This is a genomic window from Microbulbifer mixtoriginis (SeqCode), from assembly GCF_052467515.1.
In genome coordinates, this window is sequence record NZ_CP174314.1 from 4,292,377 (window position 1) to 4,315,358 (window position 22,982).

The 22,982-nt window shown below is 52.6% G+C and carries 16 protein-coding genes; 3 read left to right on the forward strand and 13 right to left on the reverse strand.

What is annotated here, in order from left to right:
- Window positions 1-4: 4 nt before the first annotated feature.
- From aroB to ACJJIT_RS18450, 7 genes are all read right to left on the reverse strand, one after another.
- Window positions 5-1,090, reverse strand: a complete 1,086-nt coding sequence (aroB, locus tag ACJJIT_RS18420; RefSeq protein ID WP_444899273.1) for a 3-dehydroquinate synthase — start codon at window positions 1,088-1,090, stop codon at window positions 5-7.
- 79 nt (window positions 1,091-1,169) lie between these two features.
- Window positions 1,170-1,691: a shikimate kinase AroK gene (gene aroK, locus ACJJIT_RS18425; RefSeq protein WP_252085944.1), complete on the reverse strand. Its 522-nt coding sequence runs from the start codon at window positions 1,689-1,691 to the stop codon at window positions 1,170-1,172.
- Window positions 1,691-3,880 carry a type IV pilus secretin PilQ gene (gene pilQ / locus ACJJIT_RS18430; protein ID WP_444899274.1) on the reverse strand — a complete coding sequence of 730 codons (2,190 nt, stop codon included), beginning with the start codon at window positions 3,878-3,880 and terminating at the stop codon, window positions 1,691-1,693. The genes aroK and pilQ overlap by 1 nt, the downstream gene beginning before the upstream one ends.
- Complete coding sequence (locus tag ACJJIT_RS18435; protein ID WP_444899275.1) at window positions 3,880-4,410, reverse strand: pilus assembly protein PilP; 531 nt, start codon at window positions 4,408-4,410, stop codon at window positions 3,880-3,882. Before ACJJIT_RS18435 ends, pilQ begins: the two co-directional genes overlap by 1 nt.
- Window positions 4,407-5,027 carry a type 4a pilus biogenesis protein PilO gene (locus tag ACJJIT_RS18440; protein ID WP_444899276.1) on the reverse strand — a complete coding sequence of 207 codons (621 nt, stop codon included), beginning with the start codon at window positions 5,025-5,027 and terminating at the stop codon, window positions 4,407-4,409. The genes ACJJIT_RS18435 and ACJJIT_RS18440 overlap by 4 nt, the downstream gene beginning before the upstream one ends.
- A gap of 12 nt (window positions 5,028-5,039) precedes the next feature.
- Window positions 5,040-5,630 carry a PilN domain-containing protein gene (locus ACJJIT_RS18445; RefSeq protein ID WP_444899277.1) on the reverse strand — a complete coding sequence of 197 codons (591 nt, stop codon included), beginning with the start codon at window positions 5,628-5,630 and terminating at the stop codon, window positions 5,040-5,042.
- 1 nt (window position 5,631) lies between these two features.
- A complete protein-coding gene (locus ACJJIT_RS18450; protein WP_444899278.1) occupies window positions 5,632-6,708 on the reverse strand; it encodes a pilus assembly protein PilM in 1,077 nt (358 codons plus the stop codon).
- A gap of 147 nt (window positions 6,709-6,855) precedes the next feature.
- On the opposite strand from ACJJIT_RS18450, the gene ACJJIT_RS18455 reads away from it, so the two are divergent.
- Window positions 6,856-9,540: a penicillin-binding protein 1A gene (locus ACJJIT_RS18455; protein WP_444899279.1), complete on the forward strand. Its 2,685-nt coding sequence runs from the start codon at window positions 6,856-6,858 to the stop codon at window positions 9,538-9,540.
- A 140-nt stretch (window positions 9,541-9,680) separates the two neighbouring features.
- Here ACJJIT_RS18455 and ACJJIT_RS18460 read toward each other — a convergent pair whose 3' ends face one another.
- The 6 genes from ACJJIT_RS18460 to pilG form a co-directional block, all read right to left on the reverse strand.
- A complete protein-coding gene (locus ACJJIT_RS18460; RefSeq protein WP_444899280.1) occupies window positions 9,681-10,163 on the reverse strand; it encodes a chemotaxis protein CheW in 483 nt (160 codons plus the stop codon).
- Window positions 10,164-10,205: 42 nt separating this feature from the next.
- Window positions 10,206-16,625 (reverse strand): Hpt domain-containing protein, encoded by a 6,420-nt coding sequence (locus ACJJIT_RS18465; protein ID WP_444900932.1) that lies wholly within the window; start codon window positions 16,623-16,625, stop codon window positions 10,206-10,208.
- 159 nt (window positions 16,626-16,784) lie between these two features.
- Window positions 16,785-18,926: a methyl-accepting chemotaxis protein gene (locus tag ACJJIT_RS18470; RefSeq protein WP_252084184.1), complete on the reverse strand. Its 2,142-nt coding sequence runs from the start codon at window positions 18,924-18,926 to the stop codon at window positions 16,785-16,787.
- A 160-nt stretch (window positions 18,927-19,086) separates the two neighbouring features.
- Window positions 19,087-19,626, reverse strand: a complete 540-nt coding sequence (locus ACJJIT_RS18475) for a chemotaxis protein CheW (protein ID WP_444883443.1) — start codon at window positions 19,624-19,626, stop codon at window positions 19,087-19,089.
- Window positions 19,627-19,642: 16 nt separating this feature from the next.
- Window positions 19,643-20,005, reverse strand: a complete 363-nt coding sequence (gene pilH, locus ACJJIT_RS18480; protein ID WP_252084182.1) for a twitching motility response regulator PilH — start codon at window positions 20,003-20,005, stop codon at window positions 19,643-19,645.
- A 235-nt stretch (window positions 20,006-20,240) separates the two neighbouring features.
- On the reverse strand, window positions 20,241-20,636 hold the full coding sequence (gene pilG / locus ACJJIT_RS18485; protein WP_020413651.1) for a twitching motility response regulator PilG: 396 nt from the start codon (window positions 20,634-20,636) through the stop codon (window positions 20,241-20,243).
- A 353-nt stretch (window positions 20,637-20,989) separates the two neighbouring features.
- Between pilG and gshB the strand changes: the two genes are divergently transcribed.
- Entirely contained in the window at window positions 20,990-21,946 is a 957-nt protein-coding gene (gene gshB / locus ACJJIT_RS18490) for a glutathione synthase (RefSeq protein WP_444900933.1), read from the forward strand.
- A 100-nt stretch (window positions 21,947-22,046) separates the two neighbouring features.
- On the forward strand, window positions 22,047-22,955 hold the full coding sequence (locus tag ACJJIT_RS18495; RefSeq protein WP_444899281.1) for an energy transducer TonB: 909 nt from the start codon (window positions 22,047-22,049) through the stop codon (window positions 22,953-22,955).
- The last annotated feature ends 27 nt before the right edge of the window (window positions 22,956-22,982 follow it).

Sequence of the window (22,982 nt, forward strand, 5' to 3'; positions counted from 1 at the left end):
CCTGTCACCTGGCACCACAGTTCCTTAGCGCATCTATAACTTTTTCCTGAGGCGTATCATCGACAACTTTTGCGTCCCCCAAAGATCTCAGCAATACCAAACGCAACTTGCCATCCAGCACTTTCTTGTCTAACTGCATAGCCTGTAGAAAATCATCGACACTCATATCCGCGGGAGACTGCTGCGGCAACTGGGCTATTTGCAGCAGCTGACGAACACGCTGAACCAATTCACTGTCCACGTCTCCCAGTAAATGCGAGAGCTCCAGAGCCATCACCATTCCTGCGGCCACCGCCTCACCATGCAACCAACGCCCGTAGCCCTGCACAGTCTCAATTGCATGTCCAAAGGTATGACCAAAGTTTAATATGGCGCGGCGGCCTGCCTCACGCTCATCACTAGCCACAACCTCTGCCTTATCACGACAACAACGATCCACGGCATAAGCCAAAGCCTTGGGATCTCGCGATAAGAGTGCATCAATGTTGGTCTCTATCCAGTGGAAAAATGGTGCATCACAGATCAGGCCATACTTGATTACTTCAGCAATACCTGCTGAGAATTCACGATCTGGCAGAGTCGTCAATGTATCCATATCGGCAAGTACTAGCCGGGGCTGGTAAAAAGCCCCAATCATGTTTTTACCTAGCGGGTGATTGACGCCAGTCTTACCTCCCACAGAGGAGTCCACCTGGGCAAGGAGTGTAGTGGGCACCTGAATAAAATCGACGCCGCGCTGATAACAGGCAGCGGCAAATCCACACATATCTCCCACAACACCACCCCCTAGGGCAATTAGCGTAGTCGTGCGGTTGTGACGCTGTTCCAATAGAGTGTCAAAAATTCGATTGACGGTATCCAGAGTCTTGAAGGCTTCCCCGTCGGGTAGTTCGACAACATCAACCTTATCGAAATCAGAGAGCCCATCCAGTAAGCGGGACAAATACAGGGGAGCCACTGTCTCATTTGTTACCACACAGATCTGGCGCCCACGTAAATAGGGCAGTAAATATTGTGAGTCGGCTAATAACTTGGACCCAATGACAATGGGGTAACTGCGCTCCCCCAGTTCCACATTAAAACAGTGCACAATGCTCTCCTTCCCACTAGCGCCAATATGTAGCGCATTGAGTTAATGAGACGCACTTTAGCACAGAGTGAAAAAGGGGTTATTGGGAGAGGCTTTCCATAAGGCGCTCAGCTACCAGGGCTGATGCTTGCTTGGGGGTCAGGTCATCAGTGTCGCAGATAACATCCGCAACTTCGCGATAAAGAGGGGCGCGTTCTTGTAAAATTTCTTCAATACGCGCGCGTGGATTGGGCACTCGTAAAAGAGGGCGGTTACTGTTCTTGGAAGTGCGTTCCAGCAACTGCTCTACCCCGGCCTGTAAATAAATCACATGACCAAACTTTTGCAGCAACCGCCGGTTTTCCTCCAGTAGAACGATGCCTCCACCGGTGCCGATAACTTGGTGGGGACCCAGACAAAGTTCTTCGAGCACTTCACTCTCGCGTCGACGAAAGCCGGCTTCGCCTTCTACATCAAATATCCAGGGGATATCTGCCCCTGTGCGCTCTTCCAGGACTTTATCGGTATCAGCAAAAGGCAGCTGCAATTGTGCCGCTAACAACCTGCCAATCGTGGATTTGCCGGCCCCCATGGGGCCGACTAAAAAGATGGAGCGGTTAATCACTTAGATAAAAAAGTCTCACTTTCGATAATACGCGGGGTGATAAACATCAATATCTCACGTTTATCATCTGTGCGTACAGTTTTCTTAAACAAGTTACCTATGTACGGAATATCCCCAAGTAAGGGTACCTTAGTCTCCCCCTCAAGAACATTGCTCTCAAACACACCGCCTAAAACAATTGTTTCGCCATTACTGACTAGTACTTTTGTCGCTAGGGTGTTCACATTAATTGTAGGAACAGCCGTATTAGCACTAACACTAAACAAATCCCCAACACTATTCTGCTCGATATTAAGCGTCATTATTATATTGTTATCTGGAGTTATCTGAGGTGTTACATTTAACTCAAGAACAGCTTCTCGAAATGTCACAGAAGCTGCACCAGAAGAGGTAGCCTCCAAGTAAGGTATTTCCACTCCCGATTGGATATTCGCCTCTTGTTTATCACCAGTTACTACTTTGGGCTGGGATACAATCTCAAGCATGCCCACATCTTCCATCGCAGACAGCTCCAAACCCAAATAAAAATTGTCCTTTAATATCGCATAAGCTAGTTGCCCAGCAGGTGTTCCAACACCTAAGTCCACCAGCAAAGGATCATGGGTGCTGGCCGGTGAAGAGACACTGGGTCCAAATCCAGATCCACCGACACTAGCGCTATTTTGCCCTCCAGAACCAATGACTACAGAGTCATCGTTAATATCATGAGTACCTGTATAGTTCCACTGGACACCGAGCTCGCGCTCGAACTCACTATTTGCAGTGACGATCCTGGCCTCAATCATCACCTGACGAATAGGAACATCTATAACTTCTATCAGTTCGCGAAACTGTGCGATTTTTTCTTCTGTATCTGTAAGGATAATTGTATTAGTTCGCTCATCTACAATTGCACTACCACGGGCTGACAAAATACTTGCTTGATTAGCGTCTTGTTTACCCCCAGCAAAATTGCCCTTTCCTTGATCATCAGTTTGCTGACCAGAAAATAATGTAAACAGCTCTCCGGCGTCAGCATAGCGCACACTAATATATTCAGTTCTTAATGGAGCCAGCTCCTGCAGTTGCCTACGGCTCTCCAACTCCTGGCGCTCTCTTTCTGCAATCTCAGCAGCTGGAGCTACCATAATGACGCTACCTTCCTGGCGCTTATCCAAGCCCTTGGCCTTAAGAATCAAATTCAAAGCCTGATCCCAAGGCACCCCATCAAGCCGTAATGTGATTCGCCCCTGCACGGTATCACTTGCCACCAGATTGAGATCAGTAAAGTCAGCAATAATTTGGAGCACGGAACGAACTTCAATATCTTGGAAGTTTAACGAAAGCTTTTTCCCTGTGAATTGAAACTCTTTCTCCTTCTCGCGAATTTCCGCTGCGGACAGAGGTTTTACGCTCAACACGTACTGATTATCGGCTTGATAAGCGAGATAATCATAATCTGCATCTGTCGGATCCACAGCTATTACGGTATTGCGGCCATCAGAGTCTACCGTAATGGCATTCACAGGGGTTGCAAAGTCAGTTACGTCAAGCTTCTGGCGAAGAGATTCGGGCAATTCTGCGCCCAGAAAAGTCAAATAGATTTTGCCTTTGGTGCGTTCCACATCAATATTTACTGCCGGATCAGAAAGGCTAACAATGACTTTACCTTCGCCCTCTTCACCGCGCCGGAAGTCAACCCCGTTAACAGCAATAGCACCCAAGGCATTGAACTGCTTGTTTCCACCAAGATTAAGGCCACTGTCATGGGTGGGGGATTGTGGAGATGAAGCCGTCGCAGCTACAGATTCACCAATCTCCATCACGAGCTGGCTACCATGACGTTCACTGGTGTATACCGGCAGTTGATCCAGATTAACAATTAGGCGAGTTCTCCCCTCACTGGAAACTACCACAGCGCTGCGAGCGGCACCTATTCCCAGTGAATATTTCTTTTGTGGTAGCACACTTTCAACACCGGCAAAATCCATCACAATCCGAGCCGGTTGCTCTATTGTATATCCAGTGGGCTCTGGAGGCTCCTCCGTGAAAGTTAAACGCAGCTGAACCCGGCCACCGGGAAGCTCTGAAAACTGTATATCGTTCAGTTGATTCACCTGCGCTTGTAACGCCGCAGGAACCATCAATACAGCGAGCAGTAAAATCTGAAACGGTGCCAAACACTTAGCAAACTGCTTATTAATCATTATCCGTTGTCCTTCTCTTCCAGCGCGAGTGCACGTGGCCTCTCAATCCAGCCCCCGGTACCATCCGGTATAATTTCCAACACATCGAGTTGCGTGGGTGTAGCGCTCACAACTCGCCCGTGATTTTTCCCTAAGTAGTTCCCCACAGTTACTCTGTGAATTCCACCATTACCATCATCAATCAGGGCCCATAACTGGCCATCACGGGAAATCGTGCCCACCATTGCCAAAGCATCAAAGTTAATACTTTCAAGCAACTCTCTACGCCTACTTAAATCAGGTGCTATTTCAAGTCTTCTACCAACTAATCGCTGATCAGACTCCAAAACAGGGCGAGTAAATGGACTCCTTTGAGCAGCGGCACTATAAATATATGGGCTATATGGAGTAAACGTCGGGATAGGCTCAATTTGACCTTTAGGCCTCCGCTCAACCTCAGCCATTCTTTGATGTAAATCATTTTGATCTACATTCATACTGCAAGCAGAAACCGCTAAAAGTGTAGCTACGATGGCTGTTTTTTTTGTCACTCCTCATCCTCCTGATCTTTATAGCGGTAGGTTTTTGCATTGATAACCATATCAAGCAGCCCACCACTATCTCGGTTGGTTGAGATAGTAAAATCATGAAGAGTCACAATCCTAGGCATTCCAGCAATACCACTCACGAAAGAACCAAATTCATGGTACCCCCCTTGAACCTCTATACGAATTGGCAGCTCAACATAAAACTCTCCAACCAACTCACTTTCCAGAGCAACTTTTTCGATCGTTAGGCCGCTACCTCTCCCATACTCATCAATATCCTCTAACAATCCTGGAACTTCTGTATCTTTTGGTAGTTGCTTTAGCAGTGCGCCAAAGGTGCCCTCCATCTCCCTTAGTTGCTCACGATACGCATCCAGATTTGCAGCCTCAAATTGCTTGTTTTCAAACTGCAAAAACAGCTCTTTCTCTTTATTCTGCGCACGTTCCAGGCTGTTATAAAGATCACCTATCCAGAGGTAATACCCAATAAAAACTAAAACTGCTGAAACAATGATTAAGAGAGTAATACGACCAGCTATCGGCCAGACTCCAACTCTTGAAAAGTCGATGTCATTAATATCTAAATCTTGGAGTTGTTTAAGAGTTTCTGCGAATGCCATTATATAATTCCTTTACTCAACGCCAGTGGTAGTTAAATCACTATCGTTAGCATCGTCACTCTTACGACCACTCAAATTTACTGTTAACTGAAAAGCACTCGCTTGTTCCCCATACTCAGGGCTAGCAGTAACATCCGTTAAGTTTGGAGATTCATACCAGTCGGATTGGTCCAAATTGCGCATAAAAGATGATACACGGTTGTTGGATTCTGCTATTCCTGACAACTCCAATTGAGAACCTTTGCGGGTGAGTTCAAGGAGCCAAAGCCCTTCCGGAGTTGCCTGTACCAGCTCATCAAAATAACGAACAGCTAGAGGACGGTTCCCCTGGAGCTCCTGAATCACACGCATACGATCAATCAGTTCCTGGCGGCGCTTTTTCAGGTCCTTAATCTCACTTACCTGTTTATTTAGAGCATTAATCTTGACCTGCAATATCTGATTGCGCTCATTCTGGGAAGCAACTTGCCGATCAACCGTTTTCATCCAAAGAAAGACCGACGCCGCAGCAGCAATAATCACCAGCACTAATACTTGCTGAAATTCTTTCTGCTTTTGTGCGCGATATTCCTGGCGCCAGGGGAGTAGATTAATCTTGGCCATCTCAGTACTCCTTCTCCCGCATGGCGAGCCCTGCCGCGATCATCAGCCCTGGAGCCTCTTTGGCTAATATCTGTTGGTTAACCCGAGATGAGGTGGTCATTTTGTAAAAAGGATTGGCAATCACTGTGGGTTTGCCCAGTTTTTCACCGACCAAATCAGACAAACCTTCCATCGCGGCAACCCCACCACTGAGCAATATGTAATCCACATCGCTGTAGGAAGTCGAAGAGTAAAAGAACTGCAGCGCGCGGGTGACTTGCTGAATCACCGCATCCCGAAACGGCTCCAGAACCTCGGCATAATAGTCATCGGGCAATCCGCTGCCACCCTGGTGCTTCGCCAGAGAGGCCTCTTCGGCGGAGAGGCCGTAGCGCCGCTGAATCTCATCGGTGAGCTGCCGACCACCGAATAGCTGCTCCCGTGTATAAACTGTCTTGCCATCAACCAGTACAGACAGTGCACTCATAGTCGCACCGATATCCACTACCGCAACAACCAACTGCTCTTGGGGAGGAAACTGATCTTCCAGTAGAGTGTAAGTGCGCTCAATAGCGTAAGCTTCCACATCCACGACACCCGCCTCCAACTCAGCCTCACCGAGGGCGGAAACCCGCTGTTCGATATTTTCGCTGCGGCATGCTGCCAGTAACACTTCCACCTGGTCATCCCCTCTTTCGGATGGCCCCTGTACCTCAAAATCGAGACTAACTTCTTCGAGGGGATAGGGAATGTACTGATCCGCTTCCAAGGCAATACGCGCTTCCAGATCCTCATCGGAGAGATCAGCGGGCATTTCCAGGGTCTTAGTGATCACTGCGGAGCCGGATACGGCGACAGCCGCACGGCGCAGTCGGGTTTTGGAACGGCGCACTACCTTGCGGATAGCTTCCGCCGTGGCGCCAACATCATTGATGTTCTTATCCACTACCGCATTCGGCGGCAGGGGTTCCACGGCGTAGCTTTCGACCCGATATTTGTCACCATTGCGACTTAGCTCCAGCAACTTTACTGCGGTCGAGCTAATATCGAGTCCCAACATGGCCTTCGGGCCTTTATCCAGAAAAGGGAAAATCCCCATTTTTCTTATCTTTTCCGTGGGTTATGAAAGTTTGATGTTATAGCACTTTAAATTACCGCTTCAACCGGCATTTGCATAGGTAATAGCGCACAATATTCGTATAATTATTCACCGAATCACTCAAATGAAGTACACAGAAGCAGTTTCATGACAGTAAAAGCCCGAAATCGTCTACTAGCGCTGCTCTGGCTCTGTCTCGCCGGCGCAGCCGGCGCAGCCATGGTTTTCGCCAGCATTTACCTCTACCTGAAACCCGGGCTGCCCTCAGTCGAAAGCCTGCGGGATATTCGCCTACAGACCCCACTGCGCGTCTATTCACAAGACATGAAACTGATAGGCGAGTTTGGTGAGAAACGCCGCAACCCTATCACCATCGAACAAACGCCAGAACCATTTATCAAGGCAATACTGGCAGCAGAGGATGCGAGCTTCTACTCACACAGTGGGGTTTCGATTAAGGGTTTGATGCGGGCAGCCTCGCAGCTCGTGCAGACCGGCTCAATCCAGTCTGGTGGTAGTACCTTAACCATGCAGGTGGCGCGCAATTTCTTCCTGAGCCGTGAGCAGCGTTTTATCCGCAAGTTCAATGAGATTCTCTTATCATTGCAAATTGAGCGCGAACTCAGCAAAGATGAGATTCTGGAACTCTATATCAACAAAATATTCCTGGGTAACCGCGCCTATGGCTTTCAAGCTGCCGCACATGTTTACTACGGTCGCGACATCAAGGACCTGAGCATGGCGCAATGGGCAATGATGGCGGGGCTGCCCAAAGCCCCCTCCACCTTCAACCCCATCGCCAACCCCACTCGAGCCCTGGTGCGCCGCAACTGGATCTTAAAGCGCATGCTCGACCTGGGGTATATCGATCAGGATGAGTACAAGCACTCCATTACCGCACCGGTGACCGCCAGCTACCACAGCCGCGATCTGGATCTGGATGCCCCCTATATCGCCGAAATGGCGCGCAAAGAAGCTGTTGAGCTTTTTGGCGACAGTGCCTACACCGATGGCTATCAGGTCATCACCACGGTCAACAGCCGCCTGCAGGACCAGGCGCGCAGGGCACTGCAACACGGCCTCGAAACCTATGATTCTCGCCACGGTTATCGTGGCCCGGAACAGCGACTGCCACCGGAATTGCTGCATGACAGTGACCAACTGATTGATCTGCTCAATGAAATCCCTGTGCTGGGTGGGCTTGAGCCTGGGGTAGTCACTGCGGTGGAGCCAAAGCTGTTGCAAGTACAGCTGCGCGACCGCCGTGTGGTCGAGGTTCCCTGGGAGAATGGGCTCGACTCCATTCGCCCCTATATTACTGAAAGTTCACGAGGACCACGCTTACAGTCTGCTGAGAAGATGTTTGCACCTGGTGATGTGGTGCGCCTGCGCCGCATTGAGATTAAGCACACTGAGGTTATCGGCTCCCAGGGCGAACCTACCAGCGCAGGTGGGGCAGCCCAACTTGCTAGCGCCTTTGAAGACACACCCAACCCCGATCCATTTGCAGAGCCTGAAGAAGTCTCTTCCAGCCCCCTGGAGCCACAAATTACTGAGGAATGGGAGCTAACCCAAGTGCCATCGGCCCAGGGAGCCCTAGTCTCCATTGATCCCCAAGACGGCGCCATACGCGCCTTAGTAGGTGGTTATGACTTCCGCCAGAGCCACTTCAATCGCGTCACCCAGGCGGCGCGACAACCGGGCTCCAGTTTCAAGCCATTTATCTACGCTTCGGCTATCGAGCGCGGCTATACCGCCGCCAGTGTGATTAACGATGCCCCAATAATCTTCGAGGAAACCAACCTGCAGGATGTGTGGCGCCCGGAGAATGATGGTGGCACCTTCCTTGGCCCCACCCGCTTGCGTATGGCTCTGTATAAGTCACGTAACATGGTCTCCATTCGCCTGCTGCAGGCACTGGGGCTCGATTACGCCCTCGGCTTTGTCGAGGGCTTCGGCTTTGACCGCAGCAAATTGGCGCGCAACCTCACCATCGCACTGGGCAGCTCGGCCCTGACGCCCCTAGAAATGGTGCGTGGCTATGCAGCTTTCGCCAATGGTGGCTATCGAGTGGAACCCTATCTTGTTGACCGGGTTTTAGATGTAAATGGCGAAACCCTCTACCAGGCCCTACCACTCACTGTGTGCAATGACTGTCCTGAGCCTGGCAGTGAGTCCCAAGGATTCAATAATCAGGAGCCACTCGACCTAGCGGCAATTCAACCCGGTGAAGAGGGCCCGGACCAAGGCAAAGAGCCTCCGGAGCTGAAAGTACTCCCGGTTGGCCCACTGGATTCATCCAAGCCCCAGGCACGCCCCCTGGCACCGCGCGCCATGACCCCGGAGACGGCTTACATCATGGATTCCATTCTCAAGGATGTGATCAAAAAAGGCACCGGCCGACGCGCCCTCGCTATGAAGCGCGGTGATATTGCTGGCAAGACAGGAACAACCAACGGCCCGCGCGACGCATGGTTCTCAGGCTATAGCCCCTACCTAGCCACCAGTGCTTGGGTGGGTTTCGACTCTTACGGCGAACTCGGTAAAAATGAGTACGGTGGCTCTGCGGCACTGCCTATCTGGATAGATTTTATGAGTACTGCCCTGGAAGGCTTGCCCGAGCGTCACCTGCCCCAGCCAGACAGCATAACGACCGTGCGTATCAACCCCAAGAACGGCCTACGTACCTCCTATGGCGGCATGTTTGAGATATTCCGCACCAATAGGGTACCCGGGCGCGAGGCCTACAACCCCTATCGCCCCAGATACTCCGACGATGAGATGCCGGGCCGGGACCGATCGAGTGAGCCACCACCCGAAGAGCTTTTCTAAGATACGGCATCCCTGCCATAAGTCCACTTAATGAGTGGGCATACCAATAAAAGAAAAGGGGCCCATGGCCCCTTTTCTTTTATTGGTTGTTGTTTACTTTCTTATCACCTGTCACACAAGAGACACGCGCTATTACGCCACTATTCTGACTCTCTATACCTAAGGCAGGCACGCTCTACGCTCTGCAGATCGGGAATGACGGCCTCTTCACCTAAAAGTGCCACGTGCATTAGCTCCCCTGGGCTCAGGGTCTGCTCCCGCAGCACTAGTTCTTCCTGGGTCACCCTTACTAAACGCGGTGTCCCCTGCAATATAAGAGCAAAATAGGGCAGGTCTCCATCGGGGTTTCCGCTACTCAGCACCGCGATACGGGCATTATCTGAGGTTCCACCCAGTGCTTCGCCACGCATCACATCAAAAGACAACAGCGGCAGGCGTTGCTCACGCCAAATGAGGTCCCCCAGATACCACTCAGGCACATCGTATGCCGCCATAGGTACCTGCATAGCGATCACCTCGGAAAGGCTTTCTACAGGAACCAACATCTGGCCCTGTTGTAGCGGCAACAGCAGGCTGCTCACCTCCTGGGGAACATCTAGCGGCAGCGCTTCAACTTCACTCATTGCCCACCTCTTGCATGCAATATTTCATTTCTTGGTATTCGTTCAACTGCCGACGGCCGAAGTGCCGGCATATTCTCGAATAGCCTCCAGCAATACGTCTTCCTGGTAGGGCTTACCCAGGTAGTGATTGACTCCGAGAGACATAGCGTGATCACGGTGCTTACTACCGGTACGGGAAGTAATCATCACGATGGGGATATCTCGCAAGCGACTACTGGAGCGAATATGCCGCGCCACTTCGAAGCCATCCATACGGGGCATCTCGATATCCAGAAGTATCAGATCTGGAACCTTATCCTGCAGCTGAATCACCGCATCCTGACCATCTTTGGCGGTACTGACCAGATACCCCTCGCGCTCCAGGAAGCGTGTGGTTACCTTGCGTACCGTTACGGAATCGTCCACCACCATTACAGTCTGCTGGCGTTCTTCTCGCTCGGACTGCTCTTCTACCTGCAACTGCAGCTGTGGGATATCCGGGCGTGCTAACTGGGTTGCCTGACGCCGCAGCAGGGCATGGGCATCAAGAATCACCACCACACTGCCATCACCAGTTACCGTTGCCCCAGAAACTCCTTGTACACCAGAAAACTGCGGACCAAGACTCTTTACAACAATCTCGCGGCTGCCGCGGATAGCATCCACTTGCAGGGCCATAGCGTGACCTTCGGAGCGCACCAGCAATACCGGTAACTGCATATCATCAACACTGAGCTTCGGTTGGGCACCAGATTTCAGCAGGGTGCCGAAGTAGTTCACCTCGTACAGCTCGCCCGCATATTCAAAGCGGGCATCGCTAGAGCGGTAGTAATGCTCCAGCTCAAAGGGGCTCAGGCGTACGATACCTTCAATAGTGTTGAGTGGCAGGGCAAACAAGTCTTCGCCAATCTTCACCATCAGTGCGCGGTTGACCGATACAGTAAACGGCAGACGCACTACAAATTCCGTGCCGGCACCCGCCTCGGAATTGATATGCACGCTGCCACCGATCTGTTTGAGTTCGGCGGAAACTACATCCATACCGACACCACGGCCGGAAATTTGAGTAACTTTTTCCGCAGTGGTAAAACCTGCCTGGAGAATAAACTGCAATATCTCGGTATTGGAGAGCTCCGCATCCGGGCGCATCAGGCCATTTTCCACAGCCTTCTCCCGCACACGGATCAGGTTCACCCCTGCTCCATCGTCGCGAATGGTCAGCACCACCTCACTGCCCTCTCGGGCCAGAGCCACATCGATGCGACCGCGTTCGGCCTTGCCTGCCGCGCGGCGTGCATCAGGCATTTCAATGCCGTGGTCTACCGCGTTGCGCAGCATATGCTCCAGAGGTGCCACCATACGTTCCAGCATGGACCTGTCCAGTTCCCCTTCGACATTGGAGAACACCAGCTCCACCTGTTTTCCGAGCTCAGCACTTACCTGACGCACAATACGGCGAAGCCTGGGCACCAAGCGTGAGAAAGGTACCATGCGACTGCGCATCAACCCCTCTTGCAACTCGGTATTAACACGGGATTGCTGCAGCAACAGTGTCTCGGTATCGCGGGCTTTGTTATCCAGGGTGGAGCGCAGCTCCATCAAGTCAGAAGTGGACTCAAGCAGGGAACGGGACAGCTGCTGAATAGATGAGTAGCGGTCCATCTCTAGCGGGTCAAAATCACCATCCTGCTCGGCTAGCTGCTCCTGACGGAACAAGATTTGTGCCTCGGTCTCACGATCCAGACGACGCAGCTGCTCATTGAGACGCAACAGGGTTGAATCCATCTCATCAAGAGCCAGGCCAAACTCGCTCATCTGCTCTTCGAGACGGCCTCGGGAGATTGCGGTTTCACCAGCAAGGTTCACCAGCTCTTCCAAAAGCTCAGCGGCAACCCGAACCATTTCCTGTGGTTGGTTCCGGGTGGGAGCCGCCACCTCATTTTCCACACCCTCGGGCTTGCGGATAAATGGCAGAACATTGCCGGCATCAGAAGATTGTACTGGCTGCGGCAATGACTCAGAGGGCTCTAGCTGCTGCTCAGATTCAGGACGCTCCTCGCTTTCTGCGGACAGTGGCTCCTGTTTATCGACAATGATGGACTCATCAGCAACAGTCACAAGCTCAGCATCAACACTTGGAGGTACTTCCTCCGTGATAGCTTGAGTGACAGGATCAGACACATTGCCAAGCGGGTTCTGAATATCGGCCCAATCGGTGGTGATCAGTTGAACAAAGGCCTCCAACTGCTCACCTGCCATCCAGGCGCGAACTGTTTCTACTCCCTCGGCAATACGGTCATGTGTGAAATGCGCCTCGCTAAAGAATTGTGCAGAGGGTTTCACAATATCGCGCATGCCCTCAATCGCTGTTTCAAAGCGGTGAGCAACTTCACCAAGCCCCATAAGGCCGGCCATGCGGGCACCGCCCTTGAAGGTATGCAGAACCCGTTTGAGCGCCTCAGCCTGCTCACCACTCTCTGGTGTGTCTTCCCAAGCCTGAATCAGCTCTTCCAGCTCGTCGGTAAGATCGCCAGCCTCCTCCATAAAGACATCGACCACATCGGGATCAATATCTGCCAACAGGCGCTGTTGTTCGGCAATACTCAGCCCAGCTTGTGACTCTGATACCACTTCTTCCAAAGTAGACGCTTGGTGAATAGGCTCCACAGCCTCAATAGCAGGCTCTACTGCACTCTGTTCAGATTCAGCTGCCTTGTCAGCGCAGATGTCTTTAGTCTCGGCCACCTCGAACAGTGCGTCATAGAGGTCATCCAAGACTGGCTCGGGTGAGACGTCCTCGGATTCCACAGCGCTCTCGTCTACCATCTCCACCATTGGAGCATCGACAGTTTCAACTTCCGTTGATTGCGCGGACTCTAACTCTACCTCAGGCAAAGTCGCAGAAACGGACTCAGCGGTAGGGGCAAAAATCGGCTCCAGTACGGAGGCTTGCACCTCGTCGACGGAAACTGAGTGCTCTTCAATATTTTCAGTTTCTAGATCAGAAACCTCTGCAGCCACTCCAGCTTCAGGGTCGAGAGTTTGTGCCTCGATACCCAGTTCGCTCAGGTCGTAGTCATCCTCTGATACATCTTCGCTCACTTCGCCTTCGGCCAGATAGCGCAGAGCTTCCTCTACCGCCTCACTAACCTCAGGTAAGTCCTGGGCAGCGGCGACAGCATCCACTAGATCGAGTAACTCGTTGTGCCCCTGTTCAAGGGAAGCCCACAAGGCGGGTTCTTCCTCTAGCTGATCGGCCAATACTTTGCGATAAACCTCCAGCAGTAACTGTGCCAGCTCTGCCAGGGTCGGTAGCTGAGCGCGGCTGGCGGCCTCCTGCAGGGTATTGAGCTCTTCGGCAACTTCACTCACCTGAGATTTATCGGCAGGGTTTGCACGCCACTGATTGAGCATCTGATCCGCATCCAGCAGGACACGCATACCGTCTGCCATCAACACTTCAAGAAGTTGAGGATCTACTGCTCTGGGCTCATTCGCTTCGCGCTCGCGGATCAGGTGACCTACGGAACGTTCCTGCAACTCGGCAACACGGGCAAGGAATTGCTCGGCCCTCTCAACCTCAATGGGCTCTGCAGCGCGGATCTGTGCCAAAACCTGACGCACGTAATTTGCGCCATCGCCAATCAGCTCGAAGATATCCGCATCGATGGGCACCTGGTAAATACGCAGCTCTTTGGCGAAGCGCTCCAGAGGCGCCATCATTTCGGCCACCACCTTGACCTCTGCCATATGCGCAGAGCCCTTCAGGGTATGCAGGGCTCGGTGCAGGGGGTCGCTGGGTACACCGTAAACCGGAGCCGCAGCACGCATGTCTGCAAGGTAGTCATCAACGACACCCAGATGGGTATCGGCCTCTTGGGCAAAGATCTCCCACAACTGTGCCCGCTCGTCGCTGCATTCTTCTTCCTCAACGATTGCAGTAGCTGCGGTATTGGCATCTTCGACCAGCAGTTCCGAGGGGATATGCCCCTGGCTGAGCTGCTCCGCCCAGGCTTGTAACTGCAGGGTAAGGGATTTGTCCGGATCGCTCTTGCGGAGACGGAATGCCTCGATCATCGATGGCAGCTTCTGATATACCCGCTCAATTAACAGCACATGGGCGCGCTCAGGCTTTATGCTGTCATCGATTACCCGATTAAGCATATTTTCCACGGACCAGGCCAACTCACCGATATCCAGCGCCTCCACCATACGGCCGGAGCCTTTCAGGGTATGGAAGCCACGGCGGAACTCCACCAGGGCGTCTGAGTTGGCAAAATTAGCGGCCCATTCCGGAAAATAATTGCCGATATGCGCGAGTACTTCGCTGGCTTCTTCGAGGAAAATTTCGATGATCTCATCATCGATCAAGCTCTCGCTATCATCGACTAACTCTTGCGATTCGCTCTCAACAGGCTCTGAGGTTGACCCAGTTTCTGCAAGCGGCTCCACTTCGTTAGGTGACAACACATCTTCGCTGTCTGCTGCCATTGCTACAGAAATTTCTTCTTCTGCAGCTACCGCCGGGGCCTCGGAAAGAGTCTCAGGCTCGACAGTACTTTCAACTGTTGAGAACCAGTTGTCTTCATGCTCATTAGCTTCTTCCGCAGCAGGGGCTTCCACTTGCTGCAGATCCAGTGTTTTCTCCACTGGCTGTTCAACATTAGGGACGGATTCGATCTCAAGCTCAGCCGGTGCAGAGACAACATTGAGAAGTTGCTCTTCACGATTATCTTTGTCGGTGTCTGCGCTATCGAAAAACTCCGGTGAAAATAGCTCAAGTCCAGCGTTATCCTCTTCAATCACCGCGCTTTCGTGGACGGACTCAGCCTCCTCCGCAGATACCTCAGCGTCAGTAAAGGCAATGTCGAGGTTCGCGACACTGTCTTCCGCCAGAGCCAGCAACATCTCGGTATCATCCAGGCCTTCAACTCGGCGTTCCAGATAGTATTCGACACTCGTAATCGCGTCGGCCAGGGTATCGAGCATTCGCCATTCCGGCTGCTCTGCCCGGTCGATCAGTGCATCGCTGATAAAGTGATTACAAGCGGCAATAATTTTGCTTGCACGCTGGTAGCCCACCATTTCAAGGCCACCACATACCTCTTGCAAGCGCTGGGGTACGCGGCTTAGATAGCTGATATCCCAGTGGCTGGCCACATACTCCATGACCGCCTCTTTAACCGCCTCCAGGCCCAGGCGCGCTTCGCGCAGCACCGAATCTGTAGCATCCCCCATAATCGGCTGTTCGTTATCACCGCGCTTATTGCGGTCGACAGCAGCCGATAGGGCTGAGTCAAGCTGCACCAGCTCACCTGCGGCGCGCATCAGGTACTCTTCGACATCAGTGCCGCGCGAAGCATCGCGTAGGTACTCATAAATGCCGCGGGCACGACCTCTCGGCGCTTCGAGACCCAAAACGCCGAGGGTGTCTGCAATCCGCTTGGCGATAGCAGCAGTCTCACTGAGGGGAGGAAGTTCGGAGGCTGCGCCACTGGGTTCTAGCGCCTCACGCACCAGCTGCAACTCTTCACGCAGTGCAGTTATTGCAGTACCCAATGCTTCAGGCCCCATGGCCAAGACATCTTCTGTATCTGGGCGGGGCGTGCCCGGCACTGCCCTATCCAGGGCAAAGCGTTGGTACAGTTCCTGGCAACGGCTACCATTTGGACCGGCCAGATAAACGTAGAAGAGTAGGTTGCTCAGGAAGTCTGCATCCAGCTCGGCATCCAGTACTCTGGCACCGCGACCCTGCAGCAGGCGGAACTCTACATCGACTCGACGCAGCAGATGGCGCAATGCTGGTTGCACATTGATACGGTGCTCTGCCAGGGCTTCCAGGATACCCAGTAATACTTCCCACAGAGACTGCCGCCGACTACCGCTGTAGAGAAGCTGCAACTTCTCGACAATTTTCACCAGGTAAGAGAGGCTCTCACCACTGTTTACATCGCGGATTAGCCCTGCTGCGGCAACGTGATACATCTTGCGCAACTTGCCCACCAGCTCCTGCAAGCGCACATTGTCTGCAGTCAAAGGTTGGCGCTTTCCGGTGATGCGATTCGATGAAGTGAGGTCCGGGGAAAAGAGTGCGCCCTCGGTAATCAGGCGCTCGCGGCGCACCGCGCGCAAATCATTGAGGAGGGGCAGCAACAGCACCGCATTATCACGGCGCTGAAAAGAAACCTTCTCTAAATAGAGAGGTAATTCCAGCAGGGCGCGCATCATAAATTCGCGCGTCTCATCGGTATTTTCAACGGTGCCACCGGCCAGTGACTGAAGCAATTGCTCCATTTCTTCAGCCAGCATCGCCGCACCATTGAGTTGCGCCATATGCAGGCTACCGTGTACCTGGTGCACCAGGGACAAGCTGTTCTGCAGCAGGGTCTCACCGGCTTGCGGATCCGTTGCGAAAGTCTCGAGGAACTGGCGTGCCTGTGCCAGAGTCTCGTTAATTTCGCCTATCAGCCAGTCCAGGGCCATGAAGTTCGGATTGTCGTGACTCACGCCAAGTCCCCAATAATTCATTCTCTATGCAGGCGCTCTACCCGAAGCGATCCAGGGTTCGCAATCTTGCGGAAATTGCTCCGTGCGCCCTCTCCGCCCGGCAGCCAACGAAGGCGCCGGGCTTTATTTTGTGGGTTAGGCCAGAGCCCGGTCTTCACGGGACTCCAAGGAGTTGCTTTCCTCACTGTCGAGCGTGAAAGTTTCCGCATCCATCTCCGGCAACTCCACGTCGTACATTTCACTATTGGTTTCCACGCTCTCCTCTTGCGGCAGTTTGAAGCCGGCAACAGATTCACGCAGGGCACTGGCGGTCTGCGCCAGATTACCAATAGACTGAGCAGTCGCCTGTGTACCGGCAGAGGTCTGCGAAGTAATCTCCTGAATCACGTTCATGGTGTTGGAGATGTGGCCAGCAGAGGAAGCCTGCTGGCGGGCGGCGTTGGAGATGTTTTGAATCAAAGAGGCCAAGTTGCTGGATACATTCTCGATCTCTTCCAGCGCAACACCGGCGTCCTGTGCCAAACGTGCACCACGTACCACCTCTGTGGTGGTCTGCTCCATGGAGATTACCGCCTCGTTGGTGTCAGACTGAATCGCTTTTACCAGGCCTTCAATCTGTTTGGTTGCCGCGGCAGAGCGTTCCGCCAGTCGCTGAACCTCGTCCGCAACCACGGCAAAGCCTCGACCGGCGTCACCCGCCATGCTCGCCTGAATGGCAGCATTCAGTGCGAGGATGTTGGTCTGGTCGGCAATGTCATTAATCAGACTTACGATATCGCCGATCTCCTGGGAAGATTCACCCAGGCGCTTGATCCGCTTGGAGGTGTCCTGAATCTGCTCCCGGATATTATCCATGCCCTTAATGGTGTTCTGTACCACTTTGGAACCATTGCTGGCGATCTGTACCGAGCGCTCGGCAACCTGAGCAGATTCGGAGGCGTTAGCAGATACTTGGTCAATGGTGACCGCCATTTCGTTCACCGCGGCAGAGGCCCCGGCAATCTCCTGAGCCTGATGCTCGGAAGCCTCGGCAAGATGCAGGGCTGTCTGCTGGGTTTCTTGAGAAAGCCCGGATACTTCCTGTGCGGTGCCGTTAATTCGAGATACCAGCACACGCAACTGGTCGATGGTGAAGTTGATAGAGTCTGCAATCGCACCGGTAAAGGCCTCGGTTACCGTTGCGGAGGTGGTCAAGTCACCATCGGCGAGATCAGCAAGCTCATCCAGCAGCTGCATAATCGCCTGCTGGTTGCGCTCATTGGTCTCGGCTTCTTCCATCAGGCTGCGGCGGGTACCGGAGAAGGCCATTCCCATCATGGCAAAAATTAACAGCACGAATGCTGCAGCCAAAATGGTAATAGTCATATTGTTTGGCTGACGTTCATCGGCCAGGTTCACAATACGGTCGTTCAGAGTACTGAGAGCCTCAAGCAGCTGTGGCGAGGATGCAATAATGCCGTTGGTTGCCTGACGTGATGCAAACAGTGCCGGGGTTGCTTCGAAGATCTCGCGAACAGACGAACTTACAAATTCAAACAGTTCGGTAATTTCATCGAGCGAGCGGCGCGCTTCCTCATCGGTAATGCGGGAGATACCCATCACTACATCACCGCTCTTCATGCCATCTACCACTTTACCGAACAAGCTAGCATCGGTATTAAACTGGTCGGCTGCGCCTTCGGCATCGTCATCACCCTGCAGCATCTTGTCGATGTTTCGACCGATTCGCTCAGCCCGCCATACCTGTAACTGAGCCTGTTCAACCTGATTAGCGGGGGCATTATTAGCTAGCAGAATTTCCACAATATTGTTGTGCTCAGCCTGCAATTCCGGCAGGGAGTCACTCAAAGTGGTGGCAACATCGTTCAGGAAGATAATCGTTTCTTTGTTACCGGTAATCGTTTCTACCTGCTCGCGCAACTTACGCCAAACGGTACCGTAAGTCGCTAGCTCAGCGTCCAGCGCCCTGCGGCTGCCTTTATCCATTCCCTGCAGCTGATTCCAGGCGTTAGCCATCTGCCCGGAAACTTTTTCCAGCTCGGCAAACGCTTCGTCGTCTCCGGAAGTGGCCGCCGGTGCATAGGAGACCAGCTGATAGGAAAGTGCTCGAAGTTCAGCAACTTGCTGTAGGTACTCTTTATCGCGATCACTGCGGGTCTGCACCAAATAGATACTGACAATCAGCCCCGCCAGTACGGCGAGTACCAGCAGACCCAAACCCAGCGCAGCAGGGTTACTGCGAAACGCGGAAAAGGAGCTCTGGGAGCCTGTTTTCATAGTTTACTCCTAGCGGGCCCAAGCATTAGGCCGGTTTAATACCACTGAATATTTAACGCTTTAATGACAATGGCCCTCAGCCAGTGCGAATATCCCTGCACCGCTTTAGGGTCCCCCCAACATCTCAAAAGCTGCGAGATGCCGAAAATTCAATTGGACCTTAACGAGTGGCAGCATCCATGAAATGAGGGTCTTTGAGCAGAGCCCGCATGTCGAACACCAGCCACCGGTCCTTTTGTAAAATAAACTGGCCATGCACCATCGGCGCAAATGGCTCAATTAAATCTGTTGGTGCTTCACGGGCATATTCAAATGCCAAATGCTGCATTCCGTGCAACCTGTCGACAATCAACCCCACGTAGGTTTTTTCCCGCTCCAACACCAGAACCCTGCGCTGTTGGCGCTGGCCCGAGAGGTGGCCGCCGTAAAAGGCTGCGAGATCAATCAGGGGTAACAGGCGGCCGCGAACATTAGAAACACCTTTTACCCAGGGCTGAACGCCGGGAATAAAGGTGTGCTGCGGCACTTCGAGCAATTCCACAACATCATCCATTGAGGCGACGAAGTTGTGGCCGAGTAAAGAGAAACCGATTCCGGTCCAATAGGGTTTGATTTCTCGGCGGCCGGGCAGGCCGGTGGCCTGCGCTTTAGCTCGCCGAGCGATATCAACAAGTGCTAGATAGGGGGTTTGTGACTGCACGCTGAGCAGCTGGCCGTCAGGCCAACACCTCCCCAATTGCACTCAACAATTTGCCCTCATCAACGGGCTTGGTGAGATAAGCTTTTGCGCCCTGGCGCATACCCCAAACCCGGTCGGTATCCTGATCTTTGGTAGTCACCATAATGATCGGTATCCCCGCGGTATTGCCATCCTTACTCAGCTGGCGTGTGGCCTGGAATCCATTTAACCCAGGCATCACAATATCCATCAAAATCAGATCTGGTCGCTGACTGCGTGCAACATCCACACCATTTTCACCATTGGGCGCGGTGATTACCGAATGGCCATGCTTTTCAAGTATTGTGGTCAGCTTGTGTGTTTCGGTAGGAGAGTCATCAACTATTAATACTCTTGCCATCATTTCCCCCATGACTTCTTCGAATTGGCAACTGCTCAATAAATGACAGTGCTTGGCGATTTGTTGTATTTATTTTGATGGCATGTGCCAAGTCTGCACTTACTGCCAATGCACTGCCAGACTACAGAACCTTCCACCACAGGCAGATGTGGTGAACGGTATGTCTGTTAATTCATCCCCCCCAAAGAGCGAAGGGGTTGGCCCAAAAAATCAGACCCTTTTTGTTAGTGATTACTTAGGCTGCGTGGTGCGGCTTTGCGTGAGCGGAAATTGCTCCCAACAGCTCGCTTTTACTAAATGGCTTTGTCAGATATTGATCACAACCAACAACGCGGCCTTTCGCTTTGTCGAACAAACCATCTTTACTCGACAACATCACTACTGGAGTGGAGCGGAATTCACTGTTGTTTTTAATCAGCGCACAAGTCTGATAGCCATCCAGGCGCGGCATCATGATATCGACAAAAATAACATCGGGACGGGAGTCCGCGATTTTCGCCAACGCATCAAAACCATCTGTAGCAGTGACGACCGTGCAACCTGCTTTTTGTAGCAGAGTCTCGGCAGTGCGGCGAATTGTCTTACTGTCGTCAATCACCATTACAGTCAGACTTTCCCAGTTAAGCTCCATAGTCTTTATTGAATCCCCTGTTTACTTATTTTCGGGCACGCGAAAATTTTTATCTGCACCCTTTTTTGAGCCGCTTGCGGGGCCTGGGTGTCTCTCTTTGCCAAGATCGCACACTGGGTGGAACTTTTATCACAGAACCCCAGGTGAATCTAGCCGCGCTGAAGCACCGCAGACCTTATGGTGCAAATAATCACCACTTTTTATTGCCAATCCAGACAACTTATCTAATTAAGTTGCACCTAGACGAAGCTGCTCTTACCTTATCCACCCTACAAGTTGGCAGTGGCAACATTTCAATCAGCCACAACCACCGCGGCGCGGGATCAAAAATCCCTTCAACTACGGAAGCTAAGATGAATTACTCCCTCGGTGTGGTGATGGACCCCATCGCCCAGATCAATTTTAAGAAAGATACGACACTCGCACTGTTACAGGCCGCACAAGACAGCGGTTTCCAGCTGTTTTATTTTGAGCAAAGCGACCTGTATCTGGACAATGGCCGCGCCATTGGTAAGGGCAGACCACTGAGGGTATTTGACGATGCCGAGCGTTGGTTTAGCCTGGAAGAAGCCAGGGAGATGCCCCTTGGAGAACTCGATACCATTTTAATGCGTATCGACCCCCCCTTCGATAATGAGTACATTTACTCCACTTACATCCTTGAAGCGGCTGAGCGCGAAGGTGCATTAGTCGTTAACAAACCGCAGTCTCTGCGGGACTGTAATGAAAAAATTTTTGCAACGACTTTTCCCCAGTGCTGCCCGCCTGTATTGGTCAGCAAGGATATGCAGCGCCTGAGGGAGTTTCATAAAACCCATCGGGATGTCATTTTCAAACCCCTCGATGGCATGGGTGGCGCAGGTATTTTTCACTGCAAACCGGACGGCGCTAATTTAGGCGCCATCCTGGAGATGCTCACCCAACACGGCCGCCAACAAATCATGGCGCAGCGTTATATTCCCGAAATTAAAGATGGCGATAAGCGCATTCTGGTTGTCGATGGTGTAGCCGTACCCTACTGCCTAGCCAGAATTCCCGAGGCGGGTGAAACTCGCGGCAACTTAGCCGCCGGTGGCCGTGGTGAAGCGCGGCCACTGACTGATCGAGATCGATGGATCGTAGAACAAGTCGCCCCCACCCTGAAGGAAAAAGGGCTGTTATTCGTCGGTCTGGATGTTATCGGTAATTACCTAACGGAAATTAATGTCACCAGCCCAACCTGTGTGCGTGAGATTGATGCGGCCTACGATACTTATATCGGTGCGCGACTAATGAGCGCCATCACACACCGTCTGGCACAAAAGCGCTAAACTGCGCCTTTAACTTGAATGACTCCCACCAGTGAACGGGCCGGATGGGAATGCCGAGCGTAACGCTCGGCAAGATATAAGCAGTAACCGATAATAGATAATGAATTCCACCGCCAACACGACGCCAAATTATGCAGACCAGCCCGAGCGTTTTACGTTCTCGCTGTTTCTCGCTGGCGCCATTCACGCGCTTTTGATTTTTGGTGTGGCTTTTGCCGAACCTGAAGGGCGGCAAGCCGCACCAACCCTGGAAGTTACTCTGTCACAATATAACTCGGCACAAGCACCGGAAGATGCCGACTACCTGGCCCAACACAACCAGCAGGCCAGCGGCACGGCAGATACCCCAAAGGAGCTGTCCAGCAATCGTCGCGCCGAATTTGCCGATACGCAAATTCACGATGTAAATCCTCTACCACAGCAGCAAGCCGCACGGCCTGCTGACCAGCGCCGCCAGTTGATCACCACCATCGGCGACAGCCCTCTGCAGGCCCCGGAGCTACCCGCTGAAGACAAGTTTTCCGAAGAGAAGCGCGGCGATGCCCCAAATGATCTAGCCAGGACAAATCCAAAGATTGCCAGCCTGCAAGCGCGCCTGGATAAAATTCGCCAAACTATTGCCCAACGCCCGCGAGTGCGACGCCTGACCTCAGTGGCAACAAAAGCCTCTGCAGATGCCGCTTATCTGCACGAATGGCGCCAGAAGGTGGAAGCAATAGGTAGCGACAACTTCCCCGCGGAAGCCCTGCAGCAGAAAATCACTGGCAGCCTGCGCATGATGGTGCGCTTGCTACCCACAGGCGCGGTGGAGGAAGTCATGATTCTGGACTCTTCGGGAGAGCGAATCCTCGACGATGCCGCCCAGCAAATTGTACGCCTGGCAGCCCCCTTTGCGCCTTTCCCAGCGGAGATTCGCAAGGAGGCTGACCGCCTCGAAATTATCCGCACCTGGCGCTTCGATTTAACTGGCTTCTCCACTACCGCAGGTGAGCTGCCCGAGCGCGGCTAAACTTGCCTTGCACGCAAGCGACCTAGA

Bases quoted from the DNA above. Each gene is read 5' to 3' on its own strand.
- pilQ (WP_444899274.1), bottom strand. From the start codon at position 3,880: ATGATTAATAAGCAGTTTGCTAAGTGTTTGGCACCGTTTCAGATTTTA.
- ACJJIT_RS18440 (WP_444899276.1), bottom strand. From the start codon at position 5,027: ATGGCATTCGCAGAAACTCTTAAACAACTCCAAGATTTAGATATTAAT.
- ACJJIT_RS18445 (WP_444899277.1), bottom strand. From the start codon at position 5,630: ATGGCCAAGATTAATCTACTCCCCTGGCGCCAGGAATATCGCGCACAA.
- ACJJIT_RS18450 (WP_444899278.1), bottom strand. From the start codon at position 6,708: ATGGGGATTTTCCCTTTTCTGGATAAAGGCCCGAAGGCCATGTTGGGA.
- ACJJIT_RS18455 (WP_444899279.1), top strand. From the start codon at position 6,856: ATGACAGTAAAAGCCCGAAATCGTCTACTAGCGCTGCTCTGGCTCTGT.
- ACJJIT_RS18460 (WP_444899280.1), bottom strand. From the start codon at position 10,163: ATGAGTGAAGTTGAAGCGCTGCCGCTAGATGTTCCCCAGGAGGTGAGC.
- ACJJIT_RS18465 (WP_444900932.1), bottom strand. From the start codon at position 16,625: ATGGCCCTGGACTGGCTGATAGGCGAAATTAACGAGACTCTGGCACAG.
- ACJJIT_RS18470 (WP_252084184.1), bottom strand. From the start codon at position 18,926: ATGAAAACAGGCTCCCAGAGCTCCTTTTCCGCGTTTCGCAGTAACCCT.
- pilH (WP_252084182.1), bottom strand. From the start codon at position 20,005: ATGGCAAGAGTATTAATAGTTGATGACTCTCCTACCGAAACACACAAG.
- pilG (WP_020413651.1), bottom strand. From the start codon at position 20,636: ATGGAGCTTAACTGGGAAAGTCTGACTGTAATGGTGATTGACGACAGT.
- gshB (WP_444900933.1), top strand. From the start codon at position 20,990: ATGAATTACTCCCTCGGTGTGGTGATGGACCCCATCGCCCAGATCAAT.
- ACJJIT_RS18495 (WP_444899281.1), top strand. From the start codon at position 22,047: ATGAATTCCACCGCCAACACGACGCCAAATTATGCAGACCAGCCCGAG.